Source organism: Leucogemmata humicola, assembly GCF_055379415.1.
The window spans coordinates 3,139,488-3,155,064 of record NZ_AP040875.1; the positions used below are offsets into that span (position 1 = coordinate 3,139,488).

At 63.1% G+C, this 15,577-nt stretch carries 14 protein-coding genes and 1 tRNA gene; 14 read left to right on the forward strand and 1 reads right to left on the reverse strand.

Going from position 1 to position 15,577, the window contains the following annotated elements; translation table 11 throughout:
- The first annotated feature begins 12 nt into the window (after positions 1-12).
- The 8 genes from AC6H4Z_RS13075 (at position 13) to AC6H4Z_RS13110 (ending at position 9,541) form a co-directional block, all read left to right on the forward strand.
- Positions 13-2,499: a U32 family peptidase gene (locus tag AC6H4Z_RS13075; protein WP_497542407.1), complete on the forward strand. Its 2,487-nt coding sequence runs from the start codon at positions 13-15 to the stop codon at positions 2,497-2,499.
- Positions 2,500-2,559: 60 nt separating this feature from the next.
- Positions 2,560-4,629, forward strand: coding sequence for a RecQ family ATP-dependent DNA helicase (locus tag AC6H4Z_RS13080; RefSeq protein ID WP_497542408.1), 2,070 nt, complete (start codon positions 2,560-2,562; stop codon positions 4,627-4,629).
- A 14-nt stretch (positions 4,630-4,643) separates the two neighbouring features.
- Positions 4,644-5,864 carry an acyl-CoA dehydrogenase family protein gene (locus AC6H4Z_RS13085; protein WP_497542409.1) on the forward strand — a complete coding sequence of 407 codons (1,221 nt, stop codon included), beginning with the start codon at positions 4,644-4,646 and terminating at the stop codon, positions 5,862-5,864.
- A gap of 431 nt (positions 5,865-6,295) precedes the next feature.
- Positions 6,296-7,855, forward strand: a complete 1,560-nt coding sequence (locus AC6H4Z_RS13090; protein WP_497542410.1) for an Rne/Rng family ribonuclease — start codon at positions 6,296-6,298, stop codon at positions 7,853-7,855.
- A gap of 105 nt (positions 7,856-7,960) precedes the next feature.
- Entirely contained in the window at positions 7,961-8,386 is a 426-nt protein-coding gene (locus AC6H4Z_RS13095) for a four helix bundle protein (RefSeq protein WP_497542411.1), read from the forward strand.
- 60 nt (positions 8,387-8,446) lie between these two features.
- Complete coding sequence (gene rplU, locus AC6H4Z_RS13100) at positions 8,447-8,764, forward strand: 50S ribosomal protein L21 (RefSeq protein WP_497542412.1); 318 nt, start codon at positions 8,447-8,449, stop codon at positions 8,762-8,764.
- 11 nt (positions 8,765-8,775) lie between these two features.
- Complete coding sequence (gene rpmA / locus AC6H4Z_RS13105; RefSeq protein WP_497542413.1) at positions 8,776-9,054, forward strand: 50S ribosomal protein L27; 279 nt, start codon at positions 8,776-8,778, stop codon at positions 9,052-9,054.
- Between the two features lie 121 nt (positions 9,055-9,175).
- Positions 9,176-9,541, forward strand: coding sequence for a hypothetical protein (locus tag AC6H4Z_RS13110; RefSeq protein WP_497542414.1), 366 nt, complete (start codon positions 9,176-9,178; stop codon positions 9,539-9,541).
- Here the strand turns inward: AC6H4Z_RS13110 and AC6H4Z_RS13115 are convergent, their stop codons facing one another.
- Positions 9,542-10,276 (reverse strand): glycerophosphodiester phosphodiesterase, encoded by a 735-nt coding sequence (locus AC6H4Z_RS13115; protein ID WP_497542415.1) that lies wholly within the window; start codon positions 10,274-10,276, stop codon positions 9,542-9,544.
- A 70-nt stretch (positions 10,277-10,346) separates the two neighbouring features.
- On the opposite strand from AC6H4Z_RS13115, the gene AC6H4Z_RS13120 reads away from it, so the two are divergent.
- The 6 genes from AC6H4Z_RS13120 to AC6H4Z_RS13145 all read left to right on the forward strand — a co-directional run bounded on the left by AC6H4Z_RS13120 (position 10,347) and on the right by AC6H4Z_RS13145 (position 15,466).
- A complete protein-coding gene (locus AC6H4Z_RS13120; protein ID WP_497542416.1) occupies positions 10,347-10,913 on the forward strand; it encodes an RNA polymerase sigma factor in 567 nt (188 codons plus the stop codon).
- Positions 10,906-11,574: an anti-sigma factor family protein gene (locus AC6H4Z_RS13125; protein ID WP_497542417.1), complete on the forward strand. Its 669-nt coding sequence runs from the start codon at positions 10,906-10,908 to the stop codon at positions 11,572-11,574. Before AC6H4Z_RS13120 ends, AC6H4Z_RS13125 begins: the two co-directional genes overlap by 8 nt.
- On the forward strand, positions 11,574-12,110 hold the full coding sequence (locus AC6H4Z_RS13130) for a hypothetical protein (protein WP_497542418.1): 537 nt from the start codon (positions 11,574-11,576) through the stop codon (positions 12,108-12,110). Before AC6H4Z_RS13125 ends, AC6H4Z_RS13130 begins: the two co-directional genes overlap by 1 nt.
- A 132-nt stretch (positions 12,111-12,242) precedes the next feature.
- Positions 12,243-12,326, forward strand: a tRNA-Leu gene (locus AC6H4Z_RS13135).
- 159 nt (positions 12,327-12,485) lie between these two features.
- Entirely contained in the window at positions 12,486-12,839 is a 354-nt protein-coding gene (locus tag AC6H4Z_RS13140) for a PadR family transcriptional regulator (protein ID WP_497542419.1), read from the forward strand.
- Positions 12,840-12,841: 2 nt separating this feature from the next.
- Positions 12,842-15,466, forward strand: coding sequence for an ADOP family duplicated permease (locus AC6H4Z_RS13145; RefSeq protein ID WP_497542420.1), 2,625 nt, complete (start codon positions 12,842-12,844; stop codon positions 15,464-15,466).
- The last annotated feature ends 111 nt before the right edge of the window (positions 15,467-15,577 follow it).

Consider the following 15,577-nt stretch of genomic DNA (forward strand, 5'->3'; position numbering starts at 1 on the left):
TAGATTTCGCGGATGCACATTCCTGAGTTGCTGTCTCCCGCCGGATCGCTGGATGCTGTCCGCGCCGCTGTCGCGAACGGCGCCGATGCGGTCTACATGGGAGCCTCGCGCTTCAACGCGCGCGACGAAGGAGCACAGCTCAGCCTTGATGAGCTCGGCGAGGCCTGCCGCATTGCCCACGAGCGCGGTCGTCGCATCTACCTCACGCTCAACATCCTCATCAAGCCGGCCGAGTTGGTCGACGCGCTGCTGTTTCTGGGCGACGCCGTCGACCTCGGGATCGACGCGGTCATTGTGCAGGACATCGGGCTCGTTCGACTGATTCAAGCGATTTATCCCGCTCTGGAAATTCACGGCTCGACGCAGATGACGGTGCACGACACGTCAGGCGCGGCGGTGATGAAGAACATTGGTGTCGAACGCGTCGTGCTCGCACGTGAGAACACACTCGACGACATCCGCGCGATTCACTCCGCGGTACCCGATCTCGGACTCGAGACGTTCGTTCACGGCGCGCTCTGCATTGCGTACTCGGGACAGTGTTTCATGTCGGGCATGATCTCCGAACGCAGCGCGAATCGCGGCTCGTGTGCACAGTCGTGTCGCAAAGATTATGTGCTGAAAGACCTCACGACGAACGAAGAGCTCGATCGCGGTTATCTGATTTCGACAAAAGACCTCGGCGCCTACGATCACCTTGCAGCAATTGCCGAAGCAGGCGTGGGCTGTCTCAAGGTCGAAGGACGAAAGAAGAAGCCAGAATACGTCGCGACCGTTACCAAGGCATATCGCGAGTTTCTCGATCGCGTCGAATCGGGCGACACGACGCCGCCGACAGTCGAAGAGGTCGAGCCGCTCGTGCAGATCTTCAGTCGCGGGTTCACCGGGGGCATGTACGGTGGTCGCGACGGACGCGGATACGTCACGCGCACGCAGCCCGACAATCGCGGCATCACACTCGGCACAGTCGTCGGCTATGAGCGCGGCGAATTGATCGTCGACGTCTCCACGCCACTGCAGATCGGCGATGGACTCGGCTTCGAACCGCTGAACCATGTTGGCGGGCCAACGACCGGCTTCAGCGTCTCTGCCGTTCGCACGATCAGCACGACGCGCGGAATCACTCGACAAGCGCTCGAAACGCGCATCCGCGTCGACGCCGGTTGGCAAGTCGTGCGCACCTCGCACGCCGAGCTGCTCGAGCGTGCGCGCGCCAGCTATGCGTCGCTGTCGCCGGACATTCGCGTTCGCAAATCTCGCCTCGACGTTCGCCTCTTCGGTTCTGCGGGCACGCCGCTCAAAGCGATCTTCTCCGCCGACGGCGAAGAAGTCACCGTGCGCAGCGAGATCACGCTGTCGCTGGCGAGCAAACGTCCGCTCGATCTCTCCGCGCTCCGCGATCAGTTCGGCCGCCTCGGCGACACACCGTTCGTCCTCGGCGCTGTCGACATGACCGGAGTGAGCGACGGTTTGTTCCTTCCGGTGAGCGAGCAGAATCACCTGCGCCAGGAAGCGGTCGAGCAGTTGATGCTCCGTCGCGATTGGGCTCGCGATGCCAAACTCGCTGATCGACGCGCGCTCGTTGAGGGCGCCGTCGCGGGAGTGCCGCATCCGCCGCGCATGGCGTCACCGATGCCGCGCGGATTCGAGCTCTCCGCGCAGGTCTATCGCATCGAAGACGCCGACGCGGCGAGTGAAGCAGGGGCGACCGAAGTCTGCTTCGACCCATTTCTTCGCCATCCGTCGCCGCCCCTCGCGCGCATTCGTGCTCTTCAGGAGCGACTGACCGAGCGCGGAGTCGCTCTCAGACTTCGCACACCGACGATCGTTCGTCCCGAGGAGCGTCGCAGTATTCAGAAGTGGCTCGACCTCGGACTTCCGATTCTCAGCGGACACCTCGGACTCGTCGCCGAGCTCGCGCGCGAGGGAAGGGACGTCGTTGCCGATTACGCGGTGAACGTGTTCAACTCGCACACGGCCGCCGAGGTGTTTCGGCTTGGCGCACGACGCATCGTCGCATCAGTCGAAATCACCACCGATGAGCTTTCACAGATCATCGCTCCGTGGGATGGGGAAGGCTTCGACGTATTTCTCTATGGCCGACCTGAAGGGATGACGATCGAGCATTGTGTCCTTTCCGCTGCATTCGATCGCGAACCAACCACGTGCCGCGATCTCTGCGTGCAGAAGCACACGAACGTCGAGCTCACCGATCCCACCGGCTACGCGTTCCCAGTCGCAACGGACTCGGCCTGTCGCAACCGCCTGCTACATTCGCGTCCGATCGACGGGGCGGAGTTCATGCCGCGACTGTGGAGAGCGGGCATTCGTGGCTATCAGATGACGTTCAACGTGCAGGGCGACGACGTGAGCGCAATCGTTCGCGCCTATCGCGGCGCGCTGGATTCGCTCGTCGCCGGCGCACGGCCAGACGTCGAGGCGGTTCGACGGGCGGTGGGACCAGAGTATACGCGCGGACACTTTGCGCGCGCGGTCTAATGTACCGTCCCGCGCGATGCCGATGCCGTCGGACGCGCGGCGGGATCGCAGCGTGAGCGCATGATCACTTCATCTTCGATCGAGGACGCACGCGCCGCGCTGCGAGAGCATTTCGGATATCCGGCGTTCCGCCCGGGACAGGAAGCGGCGGTCGAGTCAGTTCTCGCCGGCAAGGACACGCTCGTCGTGCTGCCGACAGGCGGCGGCAAGTCGCTCTGCTATCAGGTCCCGGCGATGATGCTGCCCAAGCTCACCGTCGTGATCTCGCCACTCATCTCGTTGATGAAGGACCAGGTCGACGCGCTCACCGCGCGCGGGCTTCCGGCCACCTTCGTCAACAGCACGCTCACGTCATCACAGGTCTCTGATCGCCTGGCGCGCGCGATTCGCGGCGACGTCAAGCTACTGTACCTGGCGCCCGAGCGCTTTGATTTCGGCACCACGGCGGAGCGTCTTCGCGACGCGGGCGTTTCGCTCTTGGCGGTGGACGAAGCGCATTGCATCAGCGAGTGGGGTCACGACTTTCGTCCGAGCTATCTCCGGATCGCCACAGTCCGTGAGAAGCTCGGCTGGCCGCCAACGGTCGCACTCACGGCCACGGCCACGCCGCACGTTCGCACCGATATCGTCGCGCAACTCAAGCTCGAATCGGCGACGACGATCATCACGGGCTTCGATCGGACGAACCTGTCGTACCACGTGATCCCGACGAAGAGCGACTCGGACAAGGACGACGCGATCACGCATCTGCTGCGTTCGAACGAGGGCCTCGCCGTCGTGTATGCCTCGACGCGAAAGGCTGTGGAACGCATTGCGATGCTGCTCGACCGCGCTCGCATTCCTGCGGCGGCGTACCACGCCGGTCTCGACGACAATCGTCGGCGCGAGGTGCAGGATGCGTTCATGTCGGAGAAAGTGCGCGCCATCGTCGCGACGAACGCGTTCGGTATGGGCATCGACAAACCGAACGTTCGATTGGTGCTGCACTACGCAATGCCGGGAACGCTCGAGGCGTATTACCAGGAAGCCGGTCGCGCTGGTCGCGACGGCAAACAGGCCGCCTGCTATTTGCTGCACGCCTTTCCTGATCGCTTCACCCACGAGTTCTTCATCAAGGGCGCCTATCCCGATCGCGCGCTTGTCGAAGAGGTGTACGACGTGCTTCGCCGCAACTGCGATCGCACGGGCGCCGTGGATCTGTCGCCCGACGATATCGCCACGCGCATGAAGACCAAGGCGAACGGTCGCGACGTCGAGTCGGCCTTGAGGATTCTTACACAGGCCGGCGCGTATGCGGTCACGCCAGAGACCGGCTCGCGCGTTCTCGTGCGGTTGCTCGCGACACCCGCGCGCATCAAGCGTGAGTTCGGAGAGAACGACTCGCTCGAGCTCGGGATTCTTCGAGCGATGTGGCGCGTTGCGGGTGATGCTCTGAACGATGGTGCCCCCATCGACCTCGACGGCCTCCCGCCGGGCTTTGGCGGCGGCTCCGGCGCGATGCCGCTGCTCGACGCGCTCCGCGATCGGCAGTTCGTCGAGTGGAAGCGGTTGGGAGGCGGCGCGGCGCTCAGCAAGCCCGGCAAGCCGCTCACTGCGTTCCCAATCGATTGGGCAACGATTGATCGTCGTCGTCGGGCTGATCTGCAGAAGCTCGACGCGATGCAGCAGTACGCATATTCCAAGGGCTGTCGTCGCGGGTTCGTGCTTCGGTATTTCGGCGATCCTGCGGCGCGGTCGTCGTGCGGCGGTTGCGACAACTGCCTCGGCACGCGCGTGGAAGTCGAGAAGAGCGCGAAGCCATCTCGCGGCAAGCCGTTGGGCGGAGAGCGACGACGCACGACGTCTCGCGACGATCGTTCACGCGATGCGGACGAGGCGCCGATCCTTTCCGGTGCGGATGAGGCACTGCTCGCTCGGCTCCGCGATTTGCGTCGAACGATTTCGCGCGACGAGCAGGTACCGGCATACGTAGTTTTCCCTGATCGCACACTTGCCGAAATGGCCGTTCGCCGGCCGACGTCGAGTGGTGCGCTCGCGAATGTTCGCGGAGTCGGCCCCGCGAAGCTCGAGAAGTACGGCGACCGTTTTCTCGCTGTCATCCGTTCCGTCGACGAGACGGAAGCGGCTTAACATCAGACATTCCCATGGACGATTCTCTTTACTTCGCAGAGCAGCACCTCGCCACGCGTGAAATGGTTCGTGAGTTCGCGCGCGATGAAGTCGCCCCGGTCGCCGCCAAGCACGATGCGGACGCGACCTTCCCGTGGGAAAACATTCGCAAGATGGGCGAGCTAGGTCTCCTCGGAGTTCCGTGGCCCGAAGAGTTGGGTGGTGCAGGTCTCGATCTGATCAGTTACATGATCGTGATTCACGAGCTGGCCAAGGTCGACGCATCCCACGGACTCACAATCTCCGCGCACACCACGCTCGGCACGTCGCCGATCGTGAAATTCGGGAGCGATGAGCAGAAGCGGAAATACGTCCCGTTCCTCGCGAGCGGAAAGGTCATGGGCGGTTTCGGACTCACCGAACCAGAAGCGGGCAGCGATGCCGGCGGCACCAAAACGACTGCCGTCCGAAAGGGCGACTGCTACGTGATCAACGGCGTGAAGCGCTTCATCACGCACGGGAGCGTCGGCGAGATCTTCGTCGTCACCGCAGTCACAGATCCGTCGCAGGGTACGAAGGGCATCAGCTCGTTCATTCTCACCAAGCCAACGAGCGATCCTGACGCGGCGAAGGCCGTGGGCGCTGGACACGAACCGTCCCTGGTCGCGATGAAGGGATTTCGCGCCGGTAAGAAAGAAGACAAGCTCGGGTGGCGCGCGTCAGATACCGCTGAGCTGATCATGGAAGACGTCGAGGTTCCCGCTGAGAATCTCCTTGGCGCCGAGGGAGCGGGCTTCGGGAACTTCATGCGGACGCTCGACAATGGCCGAATTGGTATCGCCGCGCTTTCGCTTGGAATCGCCGAGGGCGCGTTCCAGCAAGCGCTGCAGTACACGTCAGTTCGCAAGCAGTTCGGCCAGGCAATCGCCCAGTTTCAAGGCGTCCAATTCCAGCTCTCCGACATGGCCACGGAGATCGAGGCAGGGAAGCACCTGATGTATCACGCCGCCTGGCTCGCCGAGAACGGCAAGCCGTTCAGCAAGGAAGCGGCAATGGCAAAGCTCTTCTGCTCGGAGCTAGCCATGCGAGCAACAATCACCGCGGTGCAGCTGCATGGCGGATACGGGTATACCAAGGACTACCCGGTCGAGCGGTACATGCGCGACGCCAAGATTTGCGAAATCGGCGAAGGAACGTCTGAAATCCAGAGGATCGTGATCGCCCGGGCGCTCCTCAAGGAACTCGAAGGCCAGTAGCCGAGCCCAGTAGCCAGCCGCGAGTAACGACGCTTATTTACAGATAGTGACTACGCTTGCGTTTTCTTCCGCCCCGATCCTCCTCGGCGACTCGAGGGGAGTTCGGGGCTCTTGGTATGTGAGAACGGTCGATGCGCTTTCGGCCGTTCTTCGCATGCTCGTCCTCCTGCCGGTGCACGGCCTGTCTCGATGGGCCGATCGCACGTCGCTCCGTAACAAGCTGAGATTGGTGCTGGCCGTGCGGCTCGTGCCCGCGCGCCGTTGCGCTGATCAGCCGGATCCGACGTGGACGATCCCACCGACCGCTGGGACATCCTTTTCGCGTGTTGCCGTGAATGAGAGATCTTTGACACGGCCCGCTTCACACCCTCTGACCTTCTGCCACGCCCCTCCCGCCGAGTCGCCGGGTTTAGGGATCGTGTCGGACACTGATGAAACGAGAGATTCTGATCAACGCGAACCCGCGAGAAACACGGGTCGCAATCATCGAGGACGACCAGCTCGTTGAACTTCTGGTCGACCGCCCCGAGGCGCGCCGCATGGTCGGCGACATCTACGTGGGACGGGTCGAAGCAGTACTCCCCGGCATTCAGGCCGCGTTCGTCGACATCGGAACCGAGAAGAGCGCGTTCCTCCACGCGTCCGACCTCGTGTATCCCGAGGATGAGGCCGACGGCGACGCCGACGATGACGACGACGATGAGTCGGAAGGGGGCGGCGGCGGTCGTCGCCGACAGAGCTCCAAAGCGCCAGCGATTCAGGATGTTCTGAAGCGCGGCCAGGACCTCATCGTCCAGGTCTCCAAAGAACCCATTTCCACCAAGGGACCGCGCGTCACCGCGCAGGTCTCGTTGGCCGGCCGCTTTCTCGTCTACATGCCAGACGCCGAGCGCGTTGGCGTGAGTCGAAAGATCGGCGACCGCGAGGCGCGCAAACGCCTTCGCGCTCAGGTCGAAGAAGTCCTGCCGAAGGATTCAGGCGGCGTCATCGTTCGCACGGTCGGCGAGGACGTCACCAAGGAAACGCTCGAACGCGAACTCAGCACGCTCATCGGCCAATGGAAGCGCATCAAGCGGAAGACTCACTTCGTCCGCGCGCCGTCGCTGATTCACCGAGAGACGAGCCTCACGCGCGGCCTCATGCGCGACGTGTTCAGCACGAAGGTCGAGCAGGTGACCGTGGACTCGAAGCAGGTCTACAACGAGATCCTCGAATACCTCAAGGGCATCGCGCCCGAGCTGATCGACCGAATCAAGCTCTACGAAGACGTCACGCCGCTGTTCGACCACGCCAAGATCGAGCAGGAACTCCGTGATCTCTTTAAGCGCCGCTGCGACTTGCCGTCGGGCGGCTACCTGATCATCGAGCCAACCGAAGCACTGGTGTCAGTCGACGTGAACTCTGGTCGCTACACTGGAAAGAAGGATCCCGAAAAGACAATTCTCAAAACGAACATGGAGGCCGCGCGCGAAGTCGCGCGTCAGGCTCGCCTCCGTGATCTCGGCGGTATCATCGTCTGCGACTTCATCGACATGGAGACGAAGGCGAATCGCGATAAGGTGCTGCAGGAACTTCGAATGCATCTGAGCCGCGATCGCGCCCGCACCAAGGCGTTCGCTGTGAGCGAGCTCGGCCTGATCGAAATGACGCGACAGCGCGTGCGTCAGAGTCATTTACAGAACATGACCGAGGCGTGCCCGACCTGCCACGGCACCGGTCGCGTGTTCACCGCCGAAACCATCGCCCGTCGCGTCGAACGTTCGGTGCGCAAAGTGGGTCTGGAAGGCAAAAAGGATCCGATCGTCATCCGCGTGCACCCCGATGTGGCGATGTACGTGCTCGAGAACGAGAAGGATCTGCTCAAAAAGCTCGAGAAGGCGGTCTCGTTCAGCCTCGAACTGCGCGACGATCCGCTACTGAAGCCCGACGAATTCAAGTTGGTGGTGAAGTCGGCTGGGCGGGATGTCACGCAACAGTACGCAGTCGCATGAATGCGGGCAGGGGCGCGGATTAATCGCGCTCCTGGCAATGGAATGATGATGTGGTCCCGGGTCTCTGGTCTGAGGATGCAGTAACCCTCGGACTGGAGCGATCGGATGTCAGGAGCCATCAAGTCGTATCGTGATCTCGCGGTTTGGCAGAAGGGAGTCGACCCGGCGGAGTCGTGCTATTTGCTGACGAAACGCTTCCCGGCGACCGAGAGGTATGGCCTGAGCAGCCAGATTCGCCGGGCAGCGGTTTCAGTGCCGGCGAACATCGCGGAGGGGCACGGACGGAGCGGTCCGGGACAGTTTGTTCACCAGCTTTCGATCGCCCGCGGATCCCTCCGCGAACTCGAAACGCTGCTCCTCATCAGCCACCGCCAAGGTTACGGGAAGGCTGAGACCTTTCTCGATTTGGCGGCCCGAACTGACGAGATCGGCCGGATGCTGTTCGGTCTCAGCACCAAGGTCGAAGCATCGGCGGCCAGAGGAGTTCCTCGAGCCTCAGACCCGAATCCCGAGAGCAAGAGAGGCCGTTGACACAACCCACCGTATTATTTAACCTTACAGGCTCACCGCATTACGAATCAGAGCCCTTCCATGCCTTACGCAATCATCAAAACCGGCGGCAAGCAGTTCCGTGTCGAATCCGGTCGTACCTACAAGATTCCCTCGCTCGTCGGCGAAGCCGGCGGCAAGATCGAATTCAACGACGTTCTCATGGGCAATGACGGCAGCAACGTCAAAACCGGAGTTCCGTCGCTCAGCGGCGCCAAAGTGACCGGCGAAATCGTTCGCCACGGTCGCGGCGAGAAGATCGTCGTCTTCAAGCAGAAGCGTCGTAAGAACTACGCGCGCAAGCGCGGGCATCGGCAGGGCTTTACCGAAGTGCGTATCAACGACATCTCCCTCGGCTGAGCGAGCTTCCAATGGCACATAAGAAGGGCGTCGGCTCCTCGCGCAACGGCCGCGATTCGAATCCGAAGTACCGCGGCATCAAGAAGTACGGTGGTGAGCGCGTGATCGCCGGCAACATCATTCTCCGCCAGTGCGGAACCAAGTGGCATCCCGGCAACAACGTCGGGCTGGGCACGGACTACACCATCTACGCCCTCATTGACGGCGTGGTGAAGTTCGAGCACAAGAGCCGCGCCAAGTACAAGGTCAGCGTCTATCCGAACGCCGAGCCCGCAGGCTCAGTCGCCTAAGGCAATTCGGTCTTGAACGAATGCGGGGCCCCCGAGCACATCGGGGGCCTCGTTCGCTTTTTGCGATACCGGTGTCGACAGACGCCGCGAATCCCCGGCGCCTCGACTACCGTAGTTTTCCGTGAAGCCGCAGGAAACTCACTATCGCGAGAGGTTCGTCATGGCGTTGCTCGACAAACTGCGTCAGGAACTGGACCGCGCTGGCCGACAGGCAGGGCGGGCGTTCGACGAAGGGCGAATGCGCCTCGAGCTATACCGCGCGAAGCAGTCGGTCGACCGCTTTGCTCAGCGCTTCGGCTACGCCGTCTTCCGCGCGAAACAGGCCGGGACAGAGCTGTCGTCGGAGGAAATGGCAGCGCATACCAGCAACCTCGTCGCCGCCGAGGCCGAGGTCACGCGGCTCGAAACGCTCATCGCTGAGGCGACTAAGGAGCGGGCCGATTGGCTCCTCGATACCCGTCCCAAATCAAGCGGCGAACAGGGCTGATTACAGGCCCTCGAGTAGGCGTACGTCATCCGTACACAGGCCGTCGACGCCAAGGTCCGTCAAACTGGCCGCTGCGTCGGCGCTGTTGACCGTCCAGGCGATCACACGGCCGCCTGCAGCGTGGACCCTTTCCACCAGCTCTCGGTCGATCAGGCGCCATTGTGGCCACACGTCGCGCGCCCCTGTGGCCGATATCGACGCCAGAAGGTCGTCAGGGGACGCGTCGAACAGAATGCCGCGCGGAATCTCTGGCGCAATGTCGAGCATGCGCCTCACTGCAGCGTGATCGAACGAATGGACGGCGCACCGAGTCGCCGACGCCCGGATGACATCGGCAACGAGTTGTTCGATGTCTGCGCCCTTGATTTCGACGTACGCCGTGAGGCCCGCGGGAACGATCGCCAACAGCTGAGCCAGCGTGGGAACGCCCAGGTCATCCTCGAAACCCGCGTTCTCCAGCGTCGCCCAGTCCAGATCGGCAATGGCTCGGCCCGCCACGCCGTCGGCATCGAGGCCCATGTGGGCGTCATGGTGGATTACGACGATCCCGTCTCGGGTGGCATGGACGTCCAACTCGACGGCGTCGGCACCACGTTCAAAGGCGCGCCGGAAGGCGGCGAGCGTGTTCTCTCGAAGCTCGCGTTTTGCCCCTCGATGACCGATACGTTCCACGGCGTTCCCTCGTCGATTGGGATGTATATTGTGTCGCCGTGCGAGGACAGGTGGACCGGCCACCAGCGCGGCAAGCTCCCGAGCGAGTTGACCTTAACGGCCCGATGCCAGTGACGTCTACCTTGTGGACCGAATGAACGATCCGGCGCGGGGTGGCGGTGGGGCTGGCGATGAGAAAACGGACCTGGAACTCATCGCGCGATGGAAGGGCGGGGACGAGCGAGCCGCGACCGAACTGGTCCAAAGGCATTCGTCGGCTCTGGCCCGTTTTGCCGTAAGCTCCGGGGAACGGAACGAGGTCGACGAGCTGGTGCAGGACACGTTCGTACGAGCGTTCAATTCGATCGACGGATTTCGCGGCGACAGCTCGTTTCGAACCTGGTTGTTCACGATCGAACGGCGGCTGCTCCTCGATCGACGGCGCGCCGAAAAGCGACGGAAGGACAAGGACGAACTGCAGGAAGACGACGCTTCGACCGAATACGATGCACTCGATTCAGTAGTTGCTGATGAAACACAGAAACGATTGCAAGGCGCTGTAGCTCGACTGTCTCCAACGCAGCGCGAAGTATTCTCGCTCCGCGTAGCCGAAGGACTGTCGTACAAGGAGATCGCCGAGGCGGTAGGCACGACGGAAGGAGCCGCGAGGGTGCATTACCACAACGCAATGCGCGCTGTGAAGGAGTTTCTCGATGAATGACTGTCCCAACGCGGAAATCCGCGATCAACTGCCCGACCTGCTGCACGACCGTCTCGATTCGAGCGCGCGTGCCGCGGTGACCGCGCACGTCGCGACCTGCGTCGATTGCCGCGACGAGCTCGAGCTGTTGCGGGGCATGCACGGTATGCTCATCGCTCGCTCGCCGCGCGTCGATGTCGCGGCCATTGTCGCCGCATTGCCGAAAGCGCCGGTGCGCGAGGTCCGACCACTTCGGCCTCGCCGCACCTGGTCCGATTGGCGCGTCGCCGCGGCCGTCACGCTCCTCGTCGCGGGCGGAAGCTCGCTCGCACTGTATCGTCGCGGCGGGGTTCAGGCTTCGCCCATCGTCACGCCAGGAATTACGGCCGAGTCCATCGCACGAACGCCGGCGAATAACGCGGTGGCAGCAGTGCAAACTCCAGCACCGAACGCGGCGCCGTCGGGCGTAACGCCGGCTCAGACCGTCGCGAGCACGGAGCCAGAGGTCGAACCTGCGCTCGCAGCAACCAGTGCCGCGGCGGAGTTGAACGATCGGCAGTTGCAGTCCTTGCTCGACGACATCAACCGGCTCGAGGCACTCCCAATCACCGATCCGGATCCGGTGTCGATCAAAGTCACGCCGAGAACACCGGCGCCGTCCGCCGGACGAGGCACTGAATAATGAGAACGACCCTGTGGCTCGCTGCCGGAGCGCTCGCCACGATCTCATCGATCGCGCCGGCGCAGGGCAGGGGCCGGGCTGGCATCGTCCGTCCGCTCGAGAGCGGCGCTCCGGCCACACAGGCGGAACGACAGGAGCAGCAACGTCGCGTTCGCCTGGCGTTCGACGGCGTCGTGCGCCGGCAGCTCAAGCTCGACGATCAGAAGATGCGGCAGCTTCGGCAGTCGCAGACGAAATTCGAGCGCCAGCGTCGTCAGCTGAACGTCGACGAGCATCAGGCTCGGCTCGCACTCCGAAGCGCCATGCAGGATTCGGCCGGACGCGATCAGAACAAGATCTCGCAGAGTATCGACCAGCTCGTCACGGCGCAGCGGCATCGCGCCGATTTGCTCGAGGCAGAGCAGAAGGAACTTTCGAGTTTTCTAACACCGCTCCAGCGTGCCCAGTACCTGTCGCTGCAGGAGAATTTGACGCGACGGCTCATGGAGGGTCGCAAGGCACCGGCCGCGGTCAAGCCGGATTCGCTGCCTCTGTAGGCGCTGCGCTCCGAAACGTTGAGCGCGGCACCCCAAGCGACTAGATTCCAGTCCTCGCCCGAGCAGTGGAACTGGTAGTCGAGGGGACTCGAAAGGCACGACGTCTCCAGTTCCGCGCAAAGCGAACTCCCTGCCGGAGTGGCGAAATTGGTAGACGCGACGGACTCAAAATCCGTTGTCGGCAACGACATGCCGGTTCGAGTCCGGCCTTCGGCACTTGATGTGAAGAGGCCCGGTTGGCACCCTGCCAACCGGGCCTCTTCGCGTCCGTGAGGGACGTTTGAACGGAGTCGGTCAACCCGCTGAAACTTGCCGGCCGAAACGCCCGTTAGTAGGATGTCTACCATTCACAGTAGACATTCTACTATCGCGCGCATGCCGCCACGTTCGGACGACAAGCTCGAGCTGCTCCAGGGCACGCTGGACATGCTCATCCTCAAAACGCTCCTCTTCGGCCGCGCACACGGCCACGGGATCGCGACCTCTATTCGCCAGACGACAAGCGATGCGCTGGTCGTCGAACACGGGTCGCTCTACCCAGCGCTGCACCGCTTGCAACGCGACGGATTCATTTCGTCCAAGTGGGAAAAGGCGCCGGACAAGAACCGTGAGCTCAAGTTCTACGTCCTCACGGCGGCCGGCCGGCGCCAGCTGACCAAGCAGCAGTCGAAGTGGGCCGATCTCGTTCGCGCGATCGGCAAAGTCATGGATCCGCTGCCGGAGGGATGACCATGCTGCGCCGCATCATCGCGCGCCTCTCGAACCGCGGAGCGCCCACCGACGAGGAGATCGCGCGCGAACTGCGCGACCATCTCGAGCTCGACGCGGAGTCGCTCGGATCGTCGGGGACAGGACATGATGACTCCGACGCACGTTCGTTCGCCCAACGGAGATTCGGCAACATGACCAACATGCGAGAGGAAGTGCGCGACGTGTGGCTCTGGACATGGCTCGAGCAACTCGAGCAGGATGTCCGCCATGGACTGCGCGCACTCATGCGTAGCCCGCTCTACGCCGGAGCCGTCGTGATCACGTTGGCAATCGGCATCGGCGCGGCGTCGGCCGTCTTCAGTCTGTCCAACGCCATCCACAATCCATTCCCGCAGCTGCCGTCGAGTCGTTTGATCTGGATCACACAGACCAGCGCGGCGTGCGGCGTAGACTGTACGGAAGTATCACCCGCGGGGCTAGCCGCGCTGCAGACGCGCGCGCCGTCGATCGACGCGATCGGTACGTCGAATTCGCGCTTCGCGCTTCGGACGTCGAACGGGAGTGAAGCGCTCAGTGGGTTCAATGTCTCTCCCAACACGTTCGCCGCGATCGAAGCGCCGTTCGCCGCGGGACGCGGTTTCCCGGCCGGTGCCGGTCAACCCGGGTCGGCGGAGTATGTAGTACTCTCATATGACTTCTGGCAACGCCGGTTCGGCGGCAGCCGCGGCGTGATCGACTCCACGATCGCTCTGGGCGAGCGGGCGTTCGTCGTGACCGGCGTTCTCGAGAAGGACGTCGTTTTTCCCATGGCGGCGGACGTCTATACGGCATACGCGCCTCAGGCGAGTGAGGCATCGAACTACTCGGCCCGAACGTACGGCGCGTTCGCCCGGCTCAAGCCGGGCGCATCCTTCGCCAAGGCAGCCGCCGAAGTAGGCGCGATCGGCGCCCAGTTGACGCGCGAGTCCCCGAAGACAGATAGCGGTTGGGTACTGCGTGCGCGTCCGATCGCAGCATATCACACCGATGACGTGTCGATCCTGGTTCAGATTTCGGCGGCGGGAGCGCTGCTCGTCTTTCTTGCCGCATGCATGAGCGCGGCGAATCTCGCGCTCTCTCGTCTCGCGGCGCGTCATCACGAGTTGGCGCTTCGCACAGCGCTCGGCGTGCGTCGCTGGCGTCTCGCGCGTCATCTGCTCACCGAATCGTTGCTGCTGTCGCTCGTTGCGGGCGCGTTGGGCGCTCTGCTCGCGCAGTGGGGCGTGCACGCAATACGCGGTGCGATCCCGGCGGATTTCGCGTCGTTCATCCCAGGATGGGCGCAGCTCGGGCTCGATGGACGCACGTTGGCGTTCGCTTTCGGCGCCGCCGTGCTCGCGATGTTGGCGTTCGCGGCGCTGCCCATCCTGCGCGCCACGCGCGTGGATCTGGCCGGCGTTCTGAAGGAAGGCGGGCGCGCCAGCACGGTCGGACTGCGAAGTACGCGCGTGCGCGCGGCGCTGATCGTACTCGAAGTCAGCATTGCGCTCGTGCTCCTCACGGCGGCGACGCTGCTCACGCGCAGCGTGCACAACATGATCAGCGGCGATGCAGGTGTGCGACTCGATCACGCGCTGGTGATGCATCTCGCGCTGCCGCCGCAGATGAACGATTCCTCAATGATCGACTTCTACCGTCGGCTGGACGCGAACCTTCAGGCCGAGCCCGGGGTTCGCGCCGGTGGCATCACGACCACAACTCCGCTGAGCAACAACTCTACCGGCGTGACATTCCGAGTCCCCGGCCGAGCGGTCGCGCCGAACGGGCGAGAGTTGAGCGCGAACGACCAGCATGTGACACCGGGCTATGCGACCGCCGCGGGAATGCACATCGAAGAAGGGCGAATGATCGGCGCGCAGGACGAGGCGTCTCCGACGGCGCAGCGCGCGATTGTCGTCAATCGGTACCTGGCTGATGCGATGTGGCCGCATGAGAGCGCCATCGGCAGGGTGCTGAAGATCGGCGACGTGGAGTGGACGGTCACCGGCGTCGCGTCGAACGTGTACCACGGCGGTCTGGATGAACCGCTACGGTACACGGTCTATCGGTCGATCTATCAATCGCCCAAAGCATATTCGTCAGTCGCGGTATGGACGGTCGGTGATCCCGCGGCAATGCGCGACGCGATTCGCGCGGTCGTCGCGCGCACGGAGCCTCGCGTTGCCGTGGGCGACATGATGACGATGGTACAAATGCAGGCGCGTCACGTCTCGGTCTTTTCGATGATGGCGGGCATGCTCGGCGTGCTTGCGATCGTGACGATGACGATCGCGGCGGTCGGTCTGTACGGCCTAATCGCCTACGGCGTTGCTCAACGCACGCGGGAAATCGGCGTGCGCATTGCCCTCGGTGCTCGTCCGGTTGACATCCTCGCCCAGATGGGCGCGGGCGCGGCCAAGCTCACGCTGATCGGGATCGTGTTTGGGGTGATCGGCGGAGCGATCTTTGCGCGATTGCTCACGGCGATACTGTATCGCGTGACTGCGGGCGATCCCACAACCTTCGTTGGCGTATCACTCGCACTACTCGCGATCGCGCTCATGGCGGCTCTCGTTCCGTCGTGGCGCGCCGCGCGGCTCGACCCGACAAGTGCCCTGCGCGATTAGCGCGCTGGAGGGGTCGATCTGTCGCAAACAGATGAGCAGAAACGGTTTGCAAGACGCGTTTCCGTGTCAGGGAATGGCGAAATAACAGAACATATCTTTTCTACTATTGCG